The organism is Pantoea dispersa (assembly GCF_014155765.1).
Taxonomy (GTDB): domain Bacteria; phylum Pseudomonadota; class Gammaproteobacteria; order Enterobacterales; family Enterobacteriaceae; genus Pantoea; species Pantoea dispersa.
This window is the reverse complement of sequence record NZ_SCKT01000002.1, coordinates 337,976-359,203: the sequence shown is the minus strand read 5'-3', so window position 1 is coordinate 359,203 and position 21,228 is coordinate 337,976. Positions and strand designations below refer to the sequence as shown.

Sequence of the window (21,228 nt, the reverse complement as noted above, 5' to 3'; positions counted from 1 at the left end):
CGAATTATAAGTAAAATATATGAACTGACATCTTGGCTTTTGTTTGCAGAGTGTGCCTTATATAGCGTCGAGCCCGTTCTTCTGCTGCCGTTAACACAACCAAAGCGTATGGCAGGCGATGGCGTGCATTGACGGTCAGCTGCCTGCCGGGCAATGACTCTTCACTCTTTGTCACTGATTCACTGAGGCCTTCATGCAAAGCACAATCAAGCATTTCAGGGTACTGACACTTGCCGCGGGTATTCTGGCGTCGTTTTCCAGCGCATCGGTTTTGGCTGCTCAGCTGGTCATTATGCAAAACGAACCGCCGCGCAGCATGGACCCGGGCAATCAGACCGCGACCTTTACCGGCACGGTGCTGGACCCGATGTATGAAGGCCTGACGCGGCTCGGTGACGATGGCAAAATCATGCCGGCCCTTGCGCTCTCCTGGCATGCCGACGACAGCGGACTGCACTGGGAATTTACGCTGCGTCCCAACGTTAAATTCCATGATGGCACGCCATTTAATGCCGATGCGGTCGTTGAAAACTTTCAGCGTCATCTGGATACGAAGCGCGGTCTCGCCGGAAGTGGGAAAATTCGCACCTTTATTCAGGACGTGCAGAAAAAAGATGACTTAACCATCACCTTTACACTGAAGAAAATTAATCCGGCGTTTTTAACCGTGCTGGCCTCCGGTCCGGGATTAATGGTGAGTCCACAAGCTGACAAAGCCGGCACGATCAATAATAAAGCCGACGGTACCGGACCCTATAAACTGGCGCAGTATAAATCCGGTGAATTTGTCCTGGAGCAGAAGAATCCGGACTATTGGGGCAAGTCTTCCGGGCCGGACGAAATAAAATGGACCTGGAGCAGTGAGCCGTCAGTCATGAATATGGCGCTGCAATCCGGTCAGGTCGATATTATTAACCCGGTGCCGCCGCAATTTGCCGGCATGTTAAAAAATAATCCCGGCGTGCAGTTAAAACAGTCGCCGGGCGCGGCGGTATTCTGGATCGATCTCAATACGCAGAGTAAAGCCCTCAGCGATGTCAGAGTACGCCAGGCGCTGAACTTCGCGACCGACCAGCAGGCACTGGTGAAAGCAGTAAAGTTTGGTTATGCGCAGCCAGCCAATTCCCCGCTGGCGCCGGTCGATGCCAACTACGACCAAGCGTTGCATGACTATCCGTACGATGTGCAGAAAGCCAAAGATCTGCTTAAGGCAGCGGGGTATGCCGACGGCTTCGCCATGTCGATTGCCGTGCAGGCACCCGACGCACGCACCGCGCAGGTTCTGCAGGGTATGTGGAGCAAAATAGGCGTCAAGCTCAGCGTGCGCCAGATGGAGAGCGGCGTATGGGCCAAAGCGGCGTTTGCCGATGCCAAAGAGAAAGCCGCGCAGGGTACGGACGCGGTGCTGGCGTCCTGGTCCTCGGGGCTGTACGGCTCGGATCTGCAGTTGCGTCCGCTGTATCACAGCAGCAGCTTTGCGCCCGGCGGGGCTAACCTCGGCTTCTTCAGCGACAAACGTACCGATGAGCTAATCGATAGCGCCGCCTCCACGCTCGATGATGCCCAGCGCAAAGCGCTCTATTTCCAGGCACAGCAGCGGATCAGCGGACTCGCGCCGCAGGTGCTGCTCTACTATCAGGACGATCTGTATGCGACGCGCAAAAATATCAGTGGCGTGACGATGCAACCGGGCGGCCAGATTGTGGTCCGTGATGCCGTGAAAAAATAGTGTTGATGGCTGATTGATATGAAAGCGTATGTCGCAAAAAAGGTGCTCTCGCTGCCGTTAATTATCTTCGGTGTGTCGATCATCGTGTTTATCGCCATCCGCGCGCTGCCGGGCGATCCGGCACGCTTGATGGCCGGCCCGGAAGCGCCGCAGGAAGCAGTGGACAGTATGCGCGTGCGGCTCGGTCTGGATCAGCCTTTGCCGCTGCAATACGTCAGGTTTGCCGGTGAAGCGCTACATGGCAATCTCGGGCTGTCGCTGCAGTCGCAGCGTCCGGTGATGACCGAAATCAGCGAACGCCTGCCCTACACGCTGTCGCTGGCGGCGCTGGCGTACCTGCTGGCGATTGCCATCGGCGTGCCGGCGGGCATGACCGGGGCCATTTACCGGCAGCGCATTCCCGATCAGATCGTCATGGTACTGACCATTGCCGGTGCCTCGATTGCGAACTTCTGGCTGGCGTTGCTGGCGATGAACTACTTTGCGGTACAGCTCGGCTGGCTGCCGCTACTCGGCGCTGATTCGTGGCGCAACTATGTGATGCCGACCGTGACGCTGGCGATTCTGCCGATGGCGATGATCGCGCGGATGACGCGCTCCAGCATGCTGGATGTGCTCAGTCAGGACTACATCCGTACCGCCAGAGCCAAAGGGTTATCATCGGCCAGCGTTAACTGGAAACACGCGCTGCGCAATGCGTTGATACCGATTGTCACCATCGTCGCACTGAATTTTGGCAGCCTGATCGGGGGTGCAGTGGTCACTGAATCGGTGTTTAACTGGCCGGGTATTGGCCGCCTGCTGGTGGATTCGGTGAAATACCGCGATTATCCGGTGATTCAGGGCGTGACGTTAGTGGCGGTAACCGGCGTGGTGTTGATGAATCTGGTCGGTGAGATAGTGATTGGCCTGCTCAACCCGAAAATAAGGTTCGACTGATGAACAGTTTCGACACGTCTCTCCAGCCGCCGCCCGCGCGCCGCCACCAGATCGTGAGGTTTTTACTTGGCAACCCTTCAATCACGACCGGAGGCGGGCTGGTGCTGCTGGTGGTGCTGGCTGCCCTTTTCGCACCGCTGATCACTCACTGGGATCCCATCGAGCAGGATCTGTTGAACACGTTGCAGGCACCTTCCGCTGCCCACTGGTTCGGCACCGATGATTACGGCCGCGATATTTTTGCCCGCGTCATTTATGGCGCGCGCATCACGCTGTTTGAAGTCAGCCTCAGCGTAGCCATCTCGATGGCGATCGGCATTCCTCTGGGCATCATCTCGGGGCTGGCCGGACGCAAAATTGATGCGCTGATCATGTGGCTGATGGATATTATTTTCGCCTTTCCCGGCATCGTACTGGCGATTCTGATTGTCAGCGTGCTCGGCGAGGGGCTGACAAACATGCTGATCGCCATTTCGTTGTTCTCGATCCCGGTGTATGCACGTCTGAGTCGCAACCTGACGCTGGGACTGAAAAATATGGAGTATATCGAAGCGGCGCATATGCTTGGCGTGCGATACCCGCGCATTATCACGCACTATATTCTGCGCAACGCCATTGGCCCGCTGATTGTACAGTCGACGCTGACGGCTGGTGCGGTGGTGCTTTCTGCCGCCAGTCTGTCGTTTCTCGGGCTCGGCGTGCAGCCGCCGATGCCGGAGTGGGGCACCATGATGAGCGATGGCCGCAACTTTCTCGGGCTAAATATTTACGTCTCCCTATTTCCCGGACTGGCGATTTTGATTACCGTGCTCGGTTTTAATGTGCTGGGCGACGGCCTGCGCGATGTAATGGATAAACGTTTATGACTCACCCGCACTCAACCGTGATCTGCCTCGATTTGGGCGGCTCCTTTATCAAGCTTGGCGTGATGGATGCACAGGATCGGCTAACCCTGCTCGATCAGCAAAAAATCCCGGCGACGGACTGGCAGGCATTTTGCGCCAGAGTCAGCGAGATGATCGCCGGGCAGCATAACCATTTCAGCAGCCAGGCGGCTGTCGCCATCTCTACGGCGGGCATTGTGGCACCGCAAACCGGCGAAATGTTTGCCAGCAACATCCCGGCTTTTCACCGGCGTAATCTGGCGCGGGAACTGGGTGAGGTGCTGCAGCGGCCGGTGATCGCGCACAACGACGCCGACTGCTTTGCCCTGGCCGAGGCGCTGGCCGGCAGCGGCAAAGGGCACAAAGTGGTGTTTGGCGCGATTCTCGGTTCCGGCGTGGGCGGTGGTCTGGTGGCGGACGGCCGCATTATCACCGGACAAAACGGCCTGACCGGCGAATGGGGCCACGGGCCGATTACCCTCACGGAAGTGACGCTGGCGCATGGTCGCGTGCGCGTGCCGCGCCAGGCGTGTCCGTGCGGCCAGACAGGGTGTCTGGACACCTACGGCGGCGCACGCGGACTGGAAACGCTGCATCAGGTGCTGCACGCTGAAAGCGCCAGCAGCGTGGAAATCATTGCCCGCTGGCAGCAGGCAGAAGCGCGGGCGCAGCAGACGATAGAAGCCTGGCTGCAACTGGTAAGCGAGCCGCTCGCCTACACCATTAACATTACCGGCGCGTCGCGGGTGGCGGTAGGCGGCGGCCTGGCTTCGGTCACCCCGCTGATTGCTGCGCTTAATGATGCGGTGCAGCGCTGTGTGTTGCGCAGCACAGCGCATGCGCTGGTGGTGCCGGGCGAGTTTGCCCACCAGGGCGGCATGGTGGGCGCGGCGCTGCTGGCGCGGCAGGCGCTCAGCGCGTCCTGAGCTTTTGCCCTTTCGCCCGTTGCAGGCGCTTTTCGGTTACCGTGTTGCGCTCAAGACTTCGTTGAACCCGATTCAACCTTAAATGCGCTAAGCTTGACGCGCTAAAACCCGCAGCAAAGAGGCTGGTGAACAGACACTGTCGCCAGCCTCTTTGCTGTTTTTTTCACCTGCGGTACGGAAAAAAACATGTCATCAGTACAACCTCAATTTTCTCAGCTTCCGGACGAGGCCTCGCTGCCGCGTCACAGCGTGCCAAAAGCGCTGTTCGCGCTGGGCACCGGTGGATTTGCCATCGGCACCGGTGAATTTGTCATCATGGGCCTGCTGCCAGATGCGGCGAAAGGCCTGAACGTCACCATTCCTGAGGCCGGCCATCTCATCAGCATTTATGCCCTCGGCGTAGTGATTGGCGCGCCGCTGCTGGCTATTCTCGGCGCGCGGGCTTCACGGCGTAATTTCCTGATGACGCTGATGGGCCTGTTTGCGCTGGGTAATCTGCTGAGCGCTGTCGTGCCGGGCTACCCTGCGATGCTGGTGGCCCGCTTTCTGGCGGGCTTTCCGCACGGCACCTTCTTTGGCGTTGCGGCGCTGGTGGCGGCAGGACTGGTGGAGCGCGCGCGGCGCGCGCAGGCGGTGTCGATGGTGCTGCTGGGATTAACCATCGCCAATCTGATTGGCGTACCTGCCGTTACCGCCATCGGCCAGTGGTTTGGCTGGCGTGATGCGTTTGCCATCGTCGGCGGACTGGCGCTGCTGACGCTGTTACTGGTGTGGCTTTGGGTTCCCAATGTGGCCGGTGACAAGCAGGCCAGTCCACTGCGCGAGCTCTCGGCGCTGACGCGCAAGCAGGTTTTGCTGACGCTGGCGATTGGCGCGATTGGCAGCGGCGGCATGTTCTCGGTATTCAGTTACGTTAAACCCACCATGATGGAACTGGCCCACCTGCCGGAGAATCTGGTACCGGCGATACTGGCGCTGTTTGGTCTTGGCATGATTATCGGCAACCTTGTCGGGGGACGTCTGGCCGATCGCGGGCTGGAGAAAACCATCCGCATTGTGCTGGTGTGGTCGCTGCTGGTATTGAGCGCGTTTGTCTTTGCCGCGCATTATGCGCTGGCGGGCGCGCTTAACGTGATGCTGGTCGGCACCATGGTGGCGCTGGGAAGCGTGCTACAAATCCGCCTGATGGACGTGGCCGGTGATGCACAAACCCTGGCGGCCGCGCTTAATCACTCGGCGTTCAACATTGCCAACGCGCTGGGGGCGTGGCTCGGCGGCATCACCATTTCCGCCGGGCTGGGCTGGCAGTCCACCGGCTGGGTTGGGGCCATTCTGTCCGTGCTGGGGCTGCTGATTCATGCCGTTGCGGTGCGCGATGCGCGCCGTAATCCGGCGCTGGTCATAAAATAATTTTTACCGCGCGGGAATAAACGCCGCGCTGGTTCGTCTTATGCCCACGTTTCCTTACTGAGTTGGCTAAGATGAACTTTAAACCTACGGTCAGACATCTGCCGTTGTTACTGCTGGTGGTCATTATTCCCGGATTACTGCTGGTGCTGTTTCTTGCTGCAGGCGGTTGGCTGACGCCGCAGCGCCTCAGTGCGCAAAGTCTGGTGCAGTCGCTGCAGCAAAACAGCGGTGTGCATCCGGGATACCGGCGCAATCATGCCAAGGGCGTGTGCGTTACCGGCGATTTTACCTCCAGCGGCAACGCGGCGTTTCTGTCACGCGCCAGCGTTTTCCAGCCGGGTACGGTGCCGGTGATTGGCCGCTTTGCCATTGCCGGCGGTAATCCGCACGCGCCGGATTATGGCGTGCCGGTGCGCAGCCTGGCGCTGGAATTTCAGCTGGCGCACGGCGAGCAGTGGCGTACCGGCATGAACGCGCTGCCGTTTTTCCCGGTCAGTACGCCGCAGGCTTTTTACGATCAGCAGCAGGCCAGCCGACCGCTGCCGCAGACCGGCAAGCCTGATGCGCAAAAGCTGATGGCGTTTACCGTTGCCCATCCCGAAGTTAAACCGTTCTTTGCCTGGGTAAAAACCCACGTACTGGCCGCCAGCTGGGCACAGGAGCAGTACAACAGCCTGAATGCCTTCCGCTTTACCAATGCGCAGGGGGAAACGCGCTTTGTGCGCTGGAGTCTGGTGCCGCGTACGCCATGGCAGCCGATTAGCGCCGCTCAGCAGCAGCCGGATTATCTGCAGAGCGACCTGCACGACCGGCTGGCGACCGCACCGCTGAAGTGGGATCTGGTGATCAGCGTGGCTCACCCCGGCGATGCGGTGAACGATGCCAGCAAGGTGTGGCCAGCCGATCGGCAGCAGGTTGTCGCCGGTACGCTAACGCTGCGCGACAGCAGCCCGCAACAGGGCGGCAGCTGCAACGACATCAATTACGATCCGCTGATCCTGCCGCAGGGCATCAGCGGTTCGGACGATCCGCTGCTCAACGCGCGCTCCGCCGCTTACGCGAAATCTTTCAATCTGCGCACGGCTGAACAGGCGCGCCAGCAGGAGAAAAAATCATGAGTCACCAGACAACCCTGTTTCATCCGCTGCTGCGCATCGTACACTGGTTGATGGCGCTGGCCGTGCTGACCATGCTATTTATCGGCGTGGCGATGGTGGCGGATATCTCGGCTGCCCATTCGCTGCTGCTGGCGATACACAAACCGCTCGGCGTGGTGATCGCGTTGCTGGTAGTCGTGCGTATCGGGCTGCGGCGTTACTATGGTGTGCCCGCCATGCCCGCGTCGGTGCCTGGCTGGCAGCAAACGGTGGCACATTTGACCCATCTGGCGCTCTATTTACTGATGCTGGCGCAACCGCTGGTAGGCTGGGCAATGCTGTCGGCAGGCGGGTTTCCGGTGACAATTGGCGAGGGGCTGGTGCTGCCGCCGCTGCTGCCGGTTAGCGTGGAAAGTTATGCCGTGCTGCGCCCGTTACACTCGCTGCTGGCGTTTAGTCTGTTCGCGCTGATTCTGGCCCATCTGGCTGCCGCGCTGCTGCATGGTCTGATTTTACGGGATGGCGTGCTGAGTAGCATGACCGGCCTGCGCCGGGTGCGAGAGCAAAAATAATGTCTGCATTGAGCGATGACGAAATCCGCGCATTACTGCCGCATTTGCAGCGTTTTGCGCTGGGGCTGACGCGTGAGCGCATGGCCGCTGAGGATTTGGTACAAAACACGCTGGTCAAAGCACTGGACGCGGCGCGCGATGACACGCGCAGTCTGCGTGCCTGGCTATTTTCCATTCTCTGGCATCAGTTCATTGATGGCGAACGGCGCCGCAAGCGCTGGCAGGCGATTATGACGCTGTTCAGCCGCGCCGAGCCCTTTGCCGAGTCGGCTGAGCATCACGCCATCGCCGATGAGATGCTGGCGCTGTTCGCCCGTCTGCCGGCTGACAGTCGCGCATTGCTGCTCCTGGTTAACGTGGAAGGCATGCGTTATCAGGAAGCAGCTGACACGCTGGACATTCCGCTGGGCACCGTGATGTCACGGTTGTCGCGGGCGAGAAAACAGTTGCAGCACATGACCGAAGGCCTGCCGGCCCCGGTGACGTTGAGGAGATTAAAATGAATATCCCGCCCGATGAGAACCAGCTGCACGCCTGGCTGGATGGTGAACTGGATAGTGCCAGCCATCAGGCCGTCAGCGACTGGTTGGTGCAGCATCCTGACATCGCCGCCCAGGTTGAGGGCTGGCGTCAGGACAAGCTGCGCTTGCAACAAAGCCTGCAGCGCAATATGGCGCGAACCACCTTTACGCCACTGCAGCCGGCACAGCTGCGCCAGCGGCGTGCGCGGCAGCGTTATCAGCGGCTGGCGCTGGCCTGCTCGCTGGTGCTGGCGTTGGGGATCGGCAGCCTGTCCGGCTGGCAGATGACTGAACGCTTACAGAATCATCCGTTACCGATGGAGGATGCGGTACAGGCTTACCGGTTATTCGGCGATGGCGCGCAGCAGGCGACGATGGACATTAGCACCCACCAGACGACACAGCTGGCCAGCTGGTTGGGCCGCTATTTTATCAACGGTACGCTGCCGCCCAATCTGGAGCGCTTTGGCTATCAGCTCATCGGCGCGCGCCTGATGGCGAATGAGCATGGCGCCTCGGCGCTGGTGCTGTATCAGACCGCCAGCGGCACGCGCGTTGGCTGGTACATCCGCCCGCAGACCGTGCGGCTGGAAAAGGGATCGCGCCAGGCGGACAACCTGGTGGCGCAATACTGGAGCGATCGCCACTATAACTATGCGCTGGTGAGCCCGATGAGCGGCGAAGCCGCACCGGCGCTGCGTGCTGCGATAGGCAGCGAAGTGGGCTAATTCATTTGCCTGCCAGCTTGGCCTGCAGGAACGTCATAAATACCCGATTGATCTCGCTGCGCTGGCGATGCTGCGGATACAGCGCATTCAGGTGCAGCGAGGCCGGATGCCAGTCATCCAGTACCGTCACCAGCTCACCTCGCGCCAGCGCCGGAGCCACGATAAACTCCGGCAGCAGGATCATCCCCAGCCCGGCGACGGCCGCATCACGCAACATTTCTCCGTTATTGCTGACCATCGGTCCCTGGACCGCCAGCACTTTACGCGTGTCGCCCTGAAACAGCTCCCAGCCGGTCTGGCTTTCACGCCCATAGCGCAGACAGAGATGGTGCAGCAGATCCTCCGGCTCACGCGGTGCGCCGGCGCCCTGCAGGTAGGCCGGGCTGGCACAGATTACGCGGCGGAATTCCCCCAGCCGTTTGGCGATCAGGCTGGAGTCCGGCAGCGTGCCGATGCGAATCGCCATATCAAAACCTTCACCCACCATATCCACATGCCGATCGGCCAGTTCCACCTGGAACTGGATACCGGGATGCTGGCTCAGGAATTCGGCGATATAAGGGGAAAGATGGCTGATGCCGAACGACATCGGCACGCTGAGACGAAAACTGCCGCGCAGCACCTGACGACGACCGGACACCGCCAGTTCGGCTTCCTGCACATCATCCAGAATGCGCTGCGCATGCTGGGCAAACAGCTGGCCGTTGTCGGTAACGGACAGTTTGCGCGTATTGCGATTCAGCAAACGCGCACCCAGTGACTCTTCCAGCGCGGCGATGCGCCGGCTGACGTACTGCTTGGAGAGCATCAGCTGTTCGGCGGCAGCGGTAAAGTTGCCCGCTTTGATTACGGCGACGTAAATCCGGAGATCTTCAATCTGCATATTGTCCACTTATCTGTGACAGTCATTGTCATCCAGGCGCATTGTTGGGCAAATCAGTTTACGTATACTGGTCAGCAACGGGAAGGGCCTTCGCCCTCCAGCTAAAAAAATTTAAGGAGCAGACCATGATTGAACAACGACTGTCCGAACAACGTGGCTTAGGCGATCACGGCTGGCTGCATTCACGCCATACCTTTTCGTTTGCCAGCTACTGGGACCCACAACAGACCGGTTTCTCCGATCTGTTGGTGATTAACGATGATCAGGTAGCACCGGGTCGCGGTTTCGGTGCGCATCCGCACAACAACATGGAGATTATCTCCTACGTGCTGGAAGGCGCGCTGGAGCATAAAGATTCCATGGGTACCGGTTCGGTTATCGTGCCCGGTGACGTGCAGCTGATGAGCGCCGGCAGCGGTGTGACGCACAGCGAGTTTAACCACTCGAAACAGGACAATGTGCACTTCCTGCAGATCTGGATTGTGCCGGCAGAACGCGGTACTGAGCCAGGTTACCAGCAGGTGTCAGTGGCAGAGGCCGACAAACGCGGCCAGTTGCGCCTGATTGTTTCGCCACAAGGCGACAACGGCTCGCTGCGCGTACGTCAGGATATGCGTATTTACGCGGGACTGTTTGACGGTGCTGAGCAGCAGACGCTGGAACTGGCTAACGATCGCTATGCTTATATTCATGTGGCGCGCGGCAGCATTGAAGTGAATGGCGTGAGCTTTAAAGCCGGCGATGGCGCGCGCGTACGCAATGAGACGGCGCTGCAGTTCGCTAACGGTAACAACGCTGAAGTGCTGGTGTTTGATTTACGACCAGTAGAAGTTAATCATCCGCAGCGTTAATTCATTACGCGGTAAGTCAGCGAGGCATGGCGTGAACCTTCACGCCATGCCTTTTTATTTGGCTTAAGGTACGAATAATAACCAGCACCTGACAGGTCCGGCATAAAATAGGAATTTTTACCTTCCACAAAAATGCAAAGCCCCTTAAATTTGCCTCCAGGATAAGCACGCTACGCCAGGTATTTGGCGGCTAAACAACAAACAAAGTTAACACTATTACATTCCATTAGAATTAATGGTAATGAGGATTTTGATGGTTTTAAAACGCAGCTTTAATATCGCAGTGGTATTGGTTCTAGCCTTTTCTGTAACGGCTTGTGGCATGTCTCATCGTGGCCGCAACACCGCCATTGGCGCCGGTGTGGGTGCGGTGGGCGGCGCTGTTCTGACCGGTGGCAGCACCTTCGGTACCCTCGGCGGCGCGGCTATCGGCGGCCTGATTGGTCACGAAGTCAGCCGTTAATTTTACCGGTACTCAGGATTTCGCCAGCGGGAATGCTGGCGAAATCATTTCACTTCATAACCCGCCGTCAATAGCCCCGCGTTGAAATATTCATCGGCCAGAAATTTCTTTATTTAATCCGGCCATCAATTATTACCGCTACCGCTTAAAAAATATTAATCGATCTGTAGCTGATGAATCATCAGAGCGGCGCGTGCGGCTTCTTTGCCTTTTTTAATAAAATGTTCGGTATAAAACGCTTCAATCGCATCGACCGGCTGAAAATTGTGCGGAGTGAGTGATACCGAAAACACCGGAACATTGGTGGCGAGCTGTACATTCATCAGGCCATCGACGACGGCCTGCGCGACAAAGTCATGGCGATAGATGCCACCGTCGACCACCAGCGCGGCGCAGACAATCGCATCAAATTTGCCGGTTTCGGCCAGGCGTTTAGCCAGCAGCGGCATTTCAAACGCGCCGGGTACGTCATAGCTTTTTAATGTATTTTCGACGCCTTGTTCGGTCAGTTCCTGCTCAAATCCCACCAGCGCGTTGTTCACGATCGCCTGATGCCATCCTGCTTTAATAAAAGCCACACGAAACTTATTCATAATGCTTCCATGATTAGCTGAAAAATTTATAAGTGAATAATAAAAAAGTCTTTTTTATCATCTGCCCGCTATCCGTCTGGTATACCATATGTTGCAATTTTGATCCACAACGCGGGCAGCGCAGTTAACGTGCTGCTTGACGCCAGCCAGCGCCTGCAATACAAATAGACGCGTCGGGGGAGTCTCGCCTGAGAGACTGAGAGGCTAATAGCGCACTGCGCGGCTTAGCGACCCTTTGAACCTGACCCAGTTGATACTGGCGTAGGAAGACTGACGGTTTGATGTGCAAAGCCGTCTGGCGCAAAGGCGAGCCCGATCGCTGGCGTCGATTCCCTTCACCTGTATCTGCGGGTCTCAGTTATCACTGAGAGGCCGATGTGAATTCCCCAGATTATTTACCGGAACGTTGTTCATGAGCCGCTGGAGCGTGCTCGGTAGCGGCGTGTCCGGGCTTTGTGTCGCCACGCTGCTGGCTGAGCGCGGCGAAACCGTCGAGGTCATTGACGATGAAGCACGTCAGCCTGCCTCGTGGTTTGCCGGTGGCATGCTGGCGCCGTGGTGTGAAGCAGAAAGCGCGCCAGCCGACGTAATTACCCTCGGCCAGCATGCTGCGGCCTGGTGGCAAACGCGCGTCAGCAGCGTGGTGCATCAGGGCACGTTAGTGCTGGCACCGCCGCGTGATAACCCGGAGTTAAATCGCTTCGCGCGCATGACGACGGCGCATCAATGGGTTGAGCCGGCGTCGCTCGAACCGGCGCTGGAAAACCGTTTTGCGCGCGGACTGTTTTTCCCGCGCGAAGCACATCTCGATCCGCGCCGCGCTCTGACTGAACTGCGTGACAAACTGCTGCAGCGCGGCGTCCGCTTTGATGCGCGCCAGCCATCGGGCCAGATCATCGACTGTCGCGGTATCCATGCCAGAGCGCAACTCTCCGGCCTGCGCGCGGTGCGCGGGGAAATGCTGATCCTGCAGAGTCATGAGGTGTCATTTTCCCGGCCGATTCGTCTGCTCCATCCGCGTTTTCCCTGTTATCTGGTGCCGCGTCGCGACGGCCACTTCATGCTCGGCGCCACCATGATCGAAAGCGACGATGCCAGCGCTATCAGCGCGCGCGCCATGATGGAACTGCTCAGCGCGGCCTACACCCTGCACCCGGCGCTGGCGGAAGCGCGCGTCATCGAAAGCGGCAGCGGTCTGCGTCCGGCATGGCCGGCTAATCTGCCGGAAATCCACTATCACAACGGTATTTTTTATCTTAACGGCATGTATCGTCACGGTTTTCTGCTGGCACCAATGATGGCAGAACAGCTGATGCAGCGCCTGTCCGGGGAGGTTAGCCATGAATATTCAGCTTAACGGCCGCACCATCAGCACTGAGGCCACCAGCCTCAGCGAATTGCTGATCGAACAGCAAATCGATGCGGTCTGTGTTGCCACCGCCTGCAATGGCGATTTTGTGCCGAAAAGTCAATATGCCAGCCTGCAGTTGCAGGAAGGCTGGCAGCTGGAAGTCCTGTCACCGATGCAGGGAGGCTGAGCGATGTTTTACGATTTTACACCGCAGTCACGGTTGCTGCTCGGCACCGCAGGCTACCCTTCACCGGCGATTTTGCAGCAGGCGATCGCCACATCCGGCAGTGAAATTATCACTGTCAGCCTGCGCCGCGAAGGCACGGCGGGCGCGGCTTTTCGCGAGCTGCTGACGGGCCTGAATGTGCGCGTGCTGCCCAATACTGCTGGCTGCCACACGGTCAAAGAGGCCGTCACCACCGCGCACATGGCGCGCGAGTTGTTTAACACGCCATGGATCAAGCTGGAAGTGATTGGTCATGCCGACACGCTGCAGCCCGATCCGTTCGCGCTGGTCGAAGCGGCACGCATTTTGTGCGCCGACGGCTTCCAGGTGTTTCCCTACACCACGGAAGATCTGATTGTCGGTGAAAAACTGCTGGCCGCCGGCTGTGAACTGCTGATGCCGTGGGGCGCGCCCATCGGCTCCGGCCAGGGACTGCGAAATATTGACGGGCTGCGGGCGATGCGTGCCTGGTTCAGCGATATTCCACTGATCATTGATGCTGGCATCGGCGCGCCGTCACAGGCAGCGCAGGCGATGGAGATGGGCTTCGATGCCATCCTGCTCAATACCGCTGTGGCGAAAGCGGGCGATCCGGTGGCGATGGCGCGCGCGTTCAGCCAGGCGATCGCCGCCGGGCAGGGCGCGCGCGAGGCCGGGCTGATGGAGAAGCGTGATATGGCCGTGGCCTCAACGCCGATCTTCGGCCTCGCTAACCTGAACTAAGGAGCGCGCAATGGAACGCTACCAACGCCAGATGATGCTGCCGGAAATTGGCGTCGTCGGGCAGCAGAAACTGGCTCGCGCCCGCGTACTGGTAGCCGGTGCCGGTGGGCTGGCCGCCACGCTGCTGCCTCAACTGACGGGCGCGGGCGTCGGTCAGCTGTGTCTGTACGATGACGATCAGGTCGCGCTGCATAACCTGCATCGCCAGACGCTGTTCACCCTGCAGGATGTGGGGCGCAGCAAAGCTGTGGCGGCGCAGCAGGCTTTGCAGCAGCGTAATCCTGAGGTGCAAATCGAAGCGATGCCCGAGGCGCTGAGCGCCAGCAATATCGCGCAGGCGCTGACGGGGTGCGATCTGGTGATTGATGCCGCCGATAACTTCGCGGTGACTTACCAACTGTCTGATGCCTGTTTCCAGGCAGGCATACCGCTGATTAGCGCCTCGGTGCTGGGTCGTCAGGGCTATGCTGGCGGTTTTTGCGGCGGCGCACCGAGCTACCGTGCGCTGTTTCCGCAGCTGCCCGCCTCCGCAGCTAACTGCAACACCGCTGGCGTGATGGGCCCGGCTGTGGCAGCGCTGGGGGCGATGCAGGCGCAGATGGCGCTCAGCGTACTGCTCGGGCTGCAACCCTCACCGCTCGGCTGCATGGTCAACTGTGACTTCGTCAGATGGCACTTTCGTTCGTTCCGCTTTGATGCGGCACAGGAGCCTACACAGCCCGGCGTGCCGTTTATTGATGCTCACCTGTTACAGCCCGGAGACTGCATCGTGGAGCTGCGCAGCTGCGAAGAGGCGCCCGTCAGCGTGGCCGAACGGGTTGAGCGCGTATTGCCGCACGAACTGGACGCCTGGCAGCCACCGGCGGATCGCCGCATCGTACTGGTCTGCGCCAGCGGCATCCGGGCAGCGCAGGCGGCCAGCGCGCTGGCGCAGCGCGGCTTTAATCAGCTGGCGATTCTGGCGGCGCGCCGGCCATGACGCAGGACATCCGCTTTGACCAGGTGAGCTTTGCCTGGGGCGAAAAACAGCTGTGCGATCGGCTCAATCTGCAACTGCGCGGCGGCAAAACCACAGTGCTGCTGGGCTGCAGCGGCATTGGTAAAAGTACGCTGCTGCGTCTGGTGGCCGGCCTGGTGCAGCCGCAGCAGGGCAGCCTGAGCGGTATTGCGCAGCACGTGGCATGGATGGGGCAGCAGGATCTGCTCTATCCGTGGCTTACGGTGCTGGAAAACGTGATGCTAACGGCGCGTCTGAGCGGTGCGGAGCCGCACCGCGTGCGGGCGCACCATTTGCTGGCGCAGGTGGGACTGGAAGACGAGGCGCAAGCCGCGCCCTCACAGCTCTCGGGTGGCATGCGGCAGCGGGTCGCGCTGGCGCGCACGCTGTATGCGCAGCGCGAGCTGGTGCTGATGGATGAGCCATTCGCCACGCTGGATGTCATGACCAAACACCAGCTGCAAACGCTGACCGCGACGCTGCTGCGCGGCAAAACGGTGCTGCTGGTGACGCACGATCCGCTGGAAGCCTGCCGCATGGCCGATGACATTCTGCTGTTGCACGGCCAGCCGCTGCAGGTGACGCACTGGGCTGTGCCGGCAGGTACGGTGCCGCGCGCGCTCAATGATGCCGGACTGCTGCAGGCGCAGGCCGAACTCTTTTCCCGACTGAATTCCTATGAAAAAGCTGAGTAGTGGTATCTACCTGATCGCGGTGGTGCTGGGCGTGTGGCTGCTGGCGCGCCACAACGGCGTACCGGCATTTCTGCTGCCGGCACCGCAGGCGGTGCTGGAGGCTCTGTGGCAAAAGCGGCAGCTGCTCGCGCATCACGCAATGTTTACGCTGGCGGAAATTGTGCTGGCGCTGCTGCTCGGCGTCGGCGGCGGCGTGGTGCTGGCGGTACTGATGGCCTCCAGCCCGCTACTGCGTCGGGTGCTGTTTCCGCTGGTGACAGCCAGCCAGACCATCCCGGTATTTGCGCTGGCCCCGCTGCTGGTGTTGTGGCTGGGTTTTGGCATCGCGTCAAAAGTCGTGGTGGCGGCGCTGATTTTGTTTTTCCCGCTGTGCCTGTCGCTGTTCGACGGTTTATGCCGTACGCCTGCCGGCTGGCTGGAGCTGGCGCAAACGCTGTATCCCTCGCGCTGGCGAATTTTCTGGCGCGTACGCTGGCCGGCTGCGCTGCCGCAGTTTTTCGCCGGCCTGCAGATGGCGGTGGTGCTGGCACCGATTGGGGTGGTGATCGGCGAGTGGGTCGGTGCCAGCGAAGGGTTAGGCTACCTGATGATGCAATCCAACGCGCGGCTGGAAACGGCCACCAGTTTTGCCGCACTGCTGCTGTTAATGAGCCTGGCGCTGCTGCTCTCAGCGGCCGTGGCGCTGGTGCGTAAAAAATTTCTCTGGCAATCATACTAAGGAACTTGAGTGAATAGACTTCTTCGTGCCATCGCTTCGTTACTGCTGCTGGCCACCGTCAACGTGCAGGCAGCTGAAAAGGTGCGGCTGCTGCTCGACTGGTTCATTAACCCCAACCACGCAGCGATCTTTGCCGCTCAGTACAGCGGGGCGTTTAAACAGCAGGGGCTGGATGTCGACATGATCGCACCGGCGGATTCCGCGTCGGTACCGCTGTTGCTGGCGGCAGGCAAGGCGGATCTGGCGATTAGCTATCAGCCGCAGCTCTATACGCTGGTGGACAAGCAGGTGCCGGTGATCCGGGTTGGCACGCTGATTAACCAGCCGCTGAACACCCTGACAGCCGTATCGGGCGATATCCACAGTATTAAAGATTTCGCCGGTAAATCGATTGGCTATGCGATTCCCGGCGCGGAAGATGTGGCTATCCGCAATATGCTGAAATCGCAGGGCGTCGACGTTAACAGCGTGAAGCTGGTAAATCTGAATATGGACGCCGTCTCCGCGCTGCTGACGCATAAAATTGACGGCGCGCTGACCATCTTCCGTAACTACGAGTTGCTGGATTTGCAGGACAAAGGCGCAAAGCCGGTGTCGTTTAAGCCGGAAGATTACGGCGTGCCGGCCTACGATGAGTTGATCATTCTGGCCAATAGCAACACAGCGGCAAACGATCCTCGCATCCCGGCATTTCTGCGTGGGCTGGATGCGGGCATCGCCTGGCTGCGCGCTCACCCGCAACAGGCGTGGCAGGCGTTCATTAAGCGTTACCCTGAACTGGATACGCCGCTCAATCATCAGGCCTGGCAGGCGACGCTGCCTTATTTTGCAACGCACAGTGCGGAATTCAATCAGGCGCGTTATCAGGTATTTGGTGAATATATGAAAGCCAACGGGCTGATCACCACCGTGGCGCCACTGGCGCGCTATTCACTGTAATCCATCCGCTTGCGCCGTTTTCCCGGGCCGGGAGAACGGCGCGCGTTGACATTGCGTGCGGCCGGGGGACAAACGGAGACCCGCATCCCCGGTTTTCGGAAAATACTGGATTTCTGTGACTGTTATCACTGCGCGGGTAACGCTAAAATAAATACTTCTCATTTAGCAGAAGGTTTTTCGTCACGATGTTTTCGCGTTTCACACTGGCCACGTTAACGGCCACACTCCTGCTCACCGGCTGCGCGCGTCATGCTGCCAGCGACAGCAGCGCTGATGCTGCCGCCGCAGAAGCCCCGGTTACCGCTTCCGCTCCGGTCGAAAACAACTACAGCGCTTCGCCGTTTGCCAGCGGACCGACCGTCATCAATGTCACCCATCTGGTGACGCGCACCGACGATGGCTCATCCGTGTACGTGACGGTGGATGGCCAGGAAGCCGGACTGCTGCAAAAGGGCGAGAGTAAAGAGCTCCGCGTTCCGGCCGGTAAACACCAGATTGGCGGCTACGTGCAAACACTGTTTGGTTTTGGCAAAGTGACGATTCCTGCGGTCGATGTCACCACAGACACCAATGGCCCGAAAAACGTGGTCTATTCCGTTACGCGGCAAAAACCGCAGTTCAGCGAAAGCGCTGCCACGCCAAACAACTCCTGATTGACTGCGGTGCGGGCCAGATGTCGGCACCATTGATCGAAGTCTGGGGCAGGGCGTAATGCGCTCTGCCTGAACGGTCAGATAATTAAGTCGACATGCTGGCCACCCGGCATCTTTACACCCAGCGTCAGCTCTCCACCCAGCGCCTCAATGTAGCGCTTCAGCGTGGAGATTTTTAACTCTGCGCCACGCGCTTCCATCGCCGCCACAGATGACTGGGCAATGTGCATGGCCTGCGCTTGCTGACGCTGAGTCCGCTGCATCTGCTCACGTAATTGGTAAAGCTGGTATTCAAGACGCATCTGGCTGACGCGTTCATCGACCTGATGTTGCTGTTCGGGCGTCAGCGCCGCCAGCATCTCATCCAAGGTTTTCATTATGAGTTTCCCCGATTGCGTTCAGATGATGATGGTATTCGGTTTCGGCAATGCGAAGCATCTGCTGATAGAAACGCTTCTGATTTTTACCTTGTTTGTTGCCGGCACACAGCACAATCGCATGGCGGCGCGGATCGAAAACAAAAAAGCTGCGGATGGGACGACCTTTACTTTGCACGCGTAGCTCTTTCATATTGGGCACCCGCGATAACATCAGGGTATCAACGAAAGGGCGGCCGAGGTGCGGACCGTCCTGCGCCAGAAGCTTCAGGGCGGCAAGCACATCGAGACGCAACGCTTCATCCTGAGCCTGCAACCATTTCCAAAACCGATCTGTTGCTTCAACCTGCCACACGATGCCATCCTTGATAGTCTGTAGTCTATTTTATCGTCTGCAGTCTATCAAGGCTCGCGGATTAAAAAATCCGTGACGGGGAATTTATCTCATCTTTCGAATCTGGCTCGCAAAAACAGCGGTAAAGCGCAATAAGCCATCAGTGCATCAACGCATACACGACATCAATCGCGTTGATGACCAGGAAGAACAGGATAATGTGGGTGAGGGCATTAACGGACATCGCTTTGGGTTGAGACATCATCAGTCCTGAATAATTAACGTGAATACAGTGAAGTAACGTTAAATATTACCTGTTAAGAATAAGATTACTATGCTGTGCCACGGTTATCAGAGGTGCCGGACGGCTGCGTTTTCATGCGCGGGTTCAGAAGGCACAACATTTCATCCGCTTGCGGCCACGCGTCCTTAATTTTAAAGATAAATCGCAGAGGCATTCGCCTGATGGCTGGTCCGGATTGCGTGGCTGATGGCGTCGAGGCGCAGCGGTGAGATTAAATCGCCGGTAAGATTTGCGCCGTCAGAGTGCGTAAATGTTCACGCAGTAATTGATGTAAAGCGCGAATCGCCGGCGAGAATTGTTTGCGGTGCGGGCAGATTAAATGCAGCGGCGTGCTTTCGCCTGGCAGCTGCGGCAGCACCCGTTCCAGCCGGCCGTGTCTGATATCGTCGCAGACATCAAGCCAGGATTTATAAGCAATCCCCATCCCGGCAATCGCCCAGCGGCGCGCCACTTCAGCGTCGTCGCACAGCAGCCGGCTTTTCACCGTAATCTGTCGCCGCATCCCTTCCTGCGGAAAAGTCCATTTATCATACACGTGACCGCCCATGACAAACGGCAGACAGTGATGCTGTGCCAGATCCTCGAGTTTTTCCGGACGGCCATGTCGATCGAGATAATCGGGTGCGGCGACCATCACACGGCGGTTTTCTTCCGCCAGCGGTAGCGCGACATAGCTGCTGTCCTCCAGCTTACCGTAGCGAATGGCGATATCCACCGGATCGCGGAACACGTCACTCACCTGATCGGAAAACGAGAGACGCAGCCCGAGCGCCGGATGCGCCCGGCAAAATTCTGTCAGCAGCGGCAGAATAATATGGCGGCCGATGTCAGACGGCAGAGCGATTTTCAGCTCGCCGCTCAGGGCATCGTCGTGGCTTTGCAGGCTCTCCGCACCGGCGTGCATAAGCGCCAGCATCTCCTGCGCGAACGGCAGATACTTTTCGCCTTCCGCCGTTAAACGCAGGCTGCGCGTCGATCGCGCAAACAGACGGCGATCGAGATCGCGCTCCAGCCGCTGAATGGCGGCGCTGACCTGACCGGGCAGCAGGTTGGCTTCGCGCGCTGCGCGGGAAAAACTGCCCAGCGCGGCAGAGCGCACAAACAGGGTGACATCTTCTAAACGAATCATCGACGTTCTCGCCATTATCGGGATTTTCACTCTACGAGTGAAAGTGTTTTCCTGCAACAGGCATTTTTCCCGGCGCGATGTCTGGCTATGCTGCTGTCAACACCCTGAAAATATTCACTCACCTGGAGCCTGTTGCATGAAAGCGATTGTTTATAGCCAAAACGGTTTACCGATTTCAGATGAAAATGCGTTGTATGAACTGGACGTGGCGAAACCGCAGCCAGGCGCACGCGATCTGCTGGTGAAAATCAGCGCGATTGCGGTTAACCCGGTTGATACCAAAGTGCGTGCTGGCGCCCCGACGGACACGCCGCGCATTCTCGGCTGGGATGCGGTGGGCGTGGTCGAGGCGGTGGGCAGCGATGTCACGCTGTTTCAGCCCGGCGATGAAGTTTACTACGCCGGCGACATCACACGCGCTGGCAGCTATGCCGAGTATGGACTGGTGGATGAACGCATCGCCGGACTCAAGCCGCGCACGCTGAGCGACGCCGATGCCGCCGCGCTGCCGCTGACGTCACTTACCGCGTGGGAACTGCTGTTTGATCGCCTGGAAATTGATGCTGCCGACGAAGGCACATTGCTGATCATCGGCGCGGGCGGCGGCGTGGGTTCGATGCTGACGCAGCTGGCGCGCAAACTGACCCGACTGACGGTAATTGGTACCGCCTCTCGCCCGGAAACCGCCGACTGGGTGCGCTCGCTGGGTGCCCATCATGTTATCGATCACCAGCGTCCGCTGGGCGAGCAGCTGGCAGCGATTGGCCATAAAGAGGTGCGCTACGTGGCCTCACTGACCCATACCGACAGCTACTATCCGCAGTTGATCGATGTGCTGGCTCCGCAGGGCAAACTGGCGCTGATTGACGATCCGGAAACACTGGATGCGGTGCCGCTGAAGCGCAAAGCCATCTCGCTGCACTGGGAACTGATGTTTACCCGCTCGCTGTTCCATACCGCCGATATGCAGCGCCAGCATCAGATTCTGCAGCAGGTGAGTCAGCTGATTGACGATCAAACCCTGCAGACCACCGCTGGCGAGCATCACGGCAGCATCAGCGCGGCCAACCTGCGTAAAGCGCATGCGTTGATTGAGAGCGGTCGCGCACGCGGCAAGATTGTCCTCAGCGGCTTTTAAGTCATTAAAACACGTAAGGTTAACCGTCCGTCAGCCCGGGCGGTTAAG

At 58.9% G+C, this 21,228-nt stretch carries 24 protein-coding genes, 1 pseudogene and 1 riboswitch; of the genes and pseudogenes, 20 read left to right on the top strand and 5 right to left on the bottom strand.

What is annotated here, in order from left to right:
* The first annotated feature begins 193 nt into the window (after positions 1–193).
* The 9 genes from H7K56_RS08390 to H7K56_RS08350 all read left to right on the top strand — a co-directional run bounded on the left by H7K56_RS08390 (position 194) and on the right by H7K56_RS08350 (position 8,806).
* A complete protein-coding gene (locus H7K56_RS08390) occupies positions 194–1,729 on the top strand; it encodes an ABC transporter substrate-binding protein (protein ID WP_150360087.1) in 1,536 nt (511 codons plus the stop codon).
* Positions 1,730–1,747: 18 nt separating this feature from the next.
* Positions 1,748–2,668: an ABC transporter permease gene (locus H7K56_RS08385; protein WP_021508908.1), complete on the top strand. Its 921-nt coding sequence runs from the start codon at positions 1,748–1,750 to the stop codon at positions 2,666–2,668.
* Complete coding sequence (locus H7K56_RS08380) at positions 2,668–3,534, top strand: ABC transporter permease (protein ID WP_150360086.1); 867 nt, start codon at positions 2,668–2,670, stop codon at positions 3,532–3,534. Before H7K56_RS08385 ends, H7K56_RS08380 begins: the two co-directional genes overlap by 1 nt.
* Entirely contained in the window at positions 3,531–4,478 is a 948-nt protein-coding gene (locus H7K56_RS08375) for an ROK family protein (RefSeq protein WP_088517400.1), read from the top strand. The genes H7K56_RS08380 and H7K56_RS08375 overlap by 4 nt, the downstream gene beginning before the upstream one ends.
* Before the next feature lie 186 nt (positions 4,479–4,664).
* The gene (locus H7K56_RS08370; protein ID WP_150360085.1) at positions 4,665–5,888 is read left to right on the top strand and encodes an MFS transporter; all 1,224 of its coding nucleotides are present in this window, start codon (positions 4,665–4,667) and stop codon (positions 5,886–5,888) included.
* 71 nt (positions 5,889–5,959) lie between these two features.
* Positions 5,960–7,006, top strand: coding sequence for a catalase family peroxidase (locus H7K56_RS08365; RefSeq protein WP_058770331.1), 1,047 nt, complete (start codon positions 5,960–5,962; stop codon positions 7,004–7,006).
* Entirely contained in the window at positions 7,003–7,557 is a 555-nt protein-coding gene (locus H7K56_RS08360) for a cytochrome b (RefSeq protein WP_021508913.1), read from the top strand. Before H7K56_RS08365 ends, H7K56_RS08360 begins: the two co-directional genes overlap by 4 nt.
* The gene (locus tag H7K56_RS08355) at positions 7,557–8,060 is read left to right on the top strand and encodes a sigma-70 family RNA polymerase sigma factor (protein ID WP_058781060.1); all 504 of its coding nucleotides are present in this window, start codon (positions 7,557–7,559) and stop codon (positions 8,058–8,060) included. Before H7K56_RS08360 ends, H7K56_RS08355 begins: the two co-directional genes overlap by 1 nt.
* Positions 8,057–8,806 (top strand): anti-sigma factor family protein, encoded by a 750-nt coding sequence (locus tag H7K56_RS08350; protein ID WP_021508915.1) that lies wholly within the window; start codon positions 8,057–8,059, stop codon positions 8,804–8,806. The genes H7K56_RS08355 and H7K56_RS08350 overlap by 4 nt, the downstream gene beginning before the upstream one ends.
* Before the next feature lies 1 nt (position 8,807).
* On the opposite strand, the gene H7K56_RS08345 is transcribed toward H7K56_RS08350, so the two are convergent.
* Positions 8,808–9,689, bottom strand: coding sequence for a LysR family transcriptional regulator (locus tag H7K56_RS08345; protein WP_127835000.1), 882 nt, complete (start codon positions 9,687–9,689; stop codon positions 8,808–8,810).
* 125 nt (positions 9,690–9,814) lie between these two features.
* Here H7K56_RS08345 and H7K56_RS08340 point away from each other — a divergent pair, with 125 nt between their 5' ends.
* On the top strand, positions 9,815–10,540 hold the full coding sequence (locus H7K56_RS08340) for a pirin family protein (RefSeq protein ID WP_021508917.1): 726 nt from the start codon (positions 9,815–9,817) through the stop codon (positions 10,538–10,540).
* Between the two features lie 253 nt (positions 10,541–10,793).
* Positions 10,794–11,003, top strand: coding sequence for a YMGG-like glycine zipper-containing protein (locus H7K56_RS08335; RefSeq protein ID WP_031279978.1), 210 nt, complete (start codon positions 10,794–10,796; stop codon positions 11,001–11,003).
* A gap of 155 nt (positions 11,004–11,158) precedes the next feature.
* Here H7K56_RS08335 and H7K56_RS08330 read toward each other — a convergent pair whose 3' ends face one another.
* Complete coding sequence (locus H7K56_RS08330) at positions 11,159–11,596, bottom strand: 6,7-dimethyl-8-ribityllumazine synthase (protein WP_104093410.1); 438 nt, start codon at positions 11,594–11,596, stop codon at positions 11,159–11,161.
* A gap of 165 nt (positions 11,597–11,761) precedes the next feature.
* A riboswitch (TPP riboswitch) is annotated at positions 11,762–11,881 on the top strand.
* A gap of 127 nt (positions 11,882–12,008) precedes the next feature.
* Between H7K56_RS08330 and H7K56_RS08325 the strand changes: the two genes are divergently transcribed.
* From H7K56_RS08325 to H7K56_RS08290, 8 genes and pseudogenes are all read left to right on the top strand, one after another.
* Complete coding sequence (locus H7K56_RS08325) at positions 12,009–12,953, top strand: FAD-dependent oxidoreductase (protein ID WP_150360084.1); 945 nt, start codon at positions 12,009–12,011, stop codon at positions 12,951–12,953.
* Positions 12,937–13,134, top strand: a complete 198-nt coding sequence (gene thiS, locus H7K56_RS08320; RefSeq protein ID WP_150360083.1) for a sulfur carrier protein ThiS — start codon at positions 12,937–12,939, stop codon at positions 13,132–13,134. Before H7K56_RS08325 ends, thiS begins: the two co-directional genes overlap by 17 nt.
* Positions 13,135–13,137: 3 nt before the next feature.
* The gene (locus tag H7K56_RS08315) at positions 13,138–13,896 is read left to right on the top strand and encodes a thiazole synthase (RefSeq protein WP_150360082.1); all 759 of its coding nucleotides are present in this window, start codon (positions 13,138–13,140) and stop codon (positions 13,894–13,896) included.
* A 10-nt stretch (positions 13,897–13,906) separates the two neighbouring features.
* Positions 13,907–14,875 (top strand): HesA/MoeB/ThiF family protein, encoded by a 969-nt coding sequence (locus H7K56_RS08310; RefSeq protein WP_150360081.1) that lies wholly within the window; start codon positions 13,907–13,909, stop codon positions 14,873–14,875.
* A gap of 77 nt (positions 14,876–14,952) precedes the next feature.
* Positions 14,953–15,588: pseudogene (locus tag H7K56_RS08305) on the top strand (ABC transporter ATP-binding protein); the annotation flags it as partial.
* Positions 15,572–16,306: an ABC transporter permease gene (locus H7K56_RS08300; RefSeq protein ID WP_058776076.1), complete on the top strand. Its 735-nt coding sequence runs from the start codon at positions 15,572–15,574 to the stop codon at positions 16,304–16,306. The pseudogene H7K56_RS08305 and the gene H7K56_RS08300, both read left to right, overlap by 17 nt.
* Before the next feature lie 9 nt (positions 16,307–16,315).
* Positions 16,316–17,245 (top strand): ABC transporter substrate-binding protein, encoded by a 930-nt coding sequence (locus H7K56_RS08295; RefSeq protein WP_150360079.1) that lies wholly within the window; start codon positions 16,316–16,318, stop codon positions 17,243–17,245.
* A gap of 185 nt (positions 17,246–17,430) precedes the next feature.
* Positions 17,431–17,898 (top strand): hypothetical protein, encoded by a 468-nt coding sequence (locus tag H7K56_RS08290; protein WP_150360078.1) that lies wholly within the window; start codon positions 17,431–17,433, stop codon positions 17,896–17,898.
* A gap of 77 nt (positions 17,899–17,975) precedes the next feature.
* Here H7K56_RS08290 and H7K56_RS08285 read toward each other — a convergent pair whose 3' ends face one another.
* From H7K56_RS08285 to H7K56_RS08275, 3 genes are all read right to left on the bottom strand, one after another.
* The gene (locus H7K56_RS08285; protein ID WP_021508926.1) at positions 17,976–18,275 is read right to left on the bottom strand and encodes a helix-turn-helix domain-containing protein; all 300 of its coding nucleotides are present in this window, start codon (positions 18,273–18,275) and stop codon (positions 17,976–17,978) included.
* The gene (locus tag H7K56_RS08280; RefSeq protein WP_058770321.1) at positions 18,259–18,630 is read right to left on the bottom strand and encodes a type II toxin-antitoxin system RelE/ParE family toxin; all 372 of its coding nucleotides are present in this window, start codon (positions 18,628–18,630) and stop codon (positions 18,259–18,261) included. The genes H7K56_RS08285 and H7K56_RS08280 overlap by 17 nt, the downstream gene beginning before the upstream one ends.
* A 494-nt stretch (positions 18,631–19,124) precedes the next feature.
* On the bottom strand, positions 19,125–20,042 hold the full coding sequence (locus H7K56_RS08275) for a LysR family transcriptional regulator (protein ID WP_058759023.1): 918 nt from the start codon (positions 20,040–20,042) through the stop codon (positions 19,125–19,127).
* Positions 20,043–20,178: 136 nt separating this feature from the next.
* On the opposite strand from H7K56_RS08275, the gene H7K56_RS08270 reads away from it, so the two are divergent.
* Positions 20,179–21,180 (top strand): zinc-binding alcohol dehydrogenase family protein, encoded by a 1,002-nt coding sequence (locus H7K56_RS08270; protein ID WP_021508931.1) that lies wholly within the window; start codon positions 20,179–20,181, stop codon positions 21,178–21,180.
* Positions 21,181–21,228: the final 48 nt, after the last annotated feature.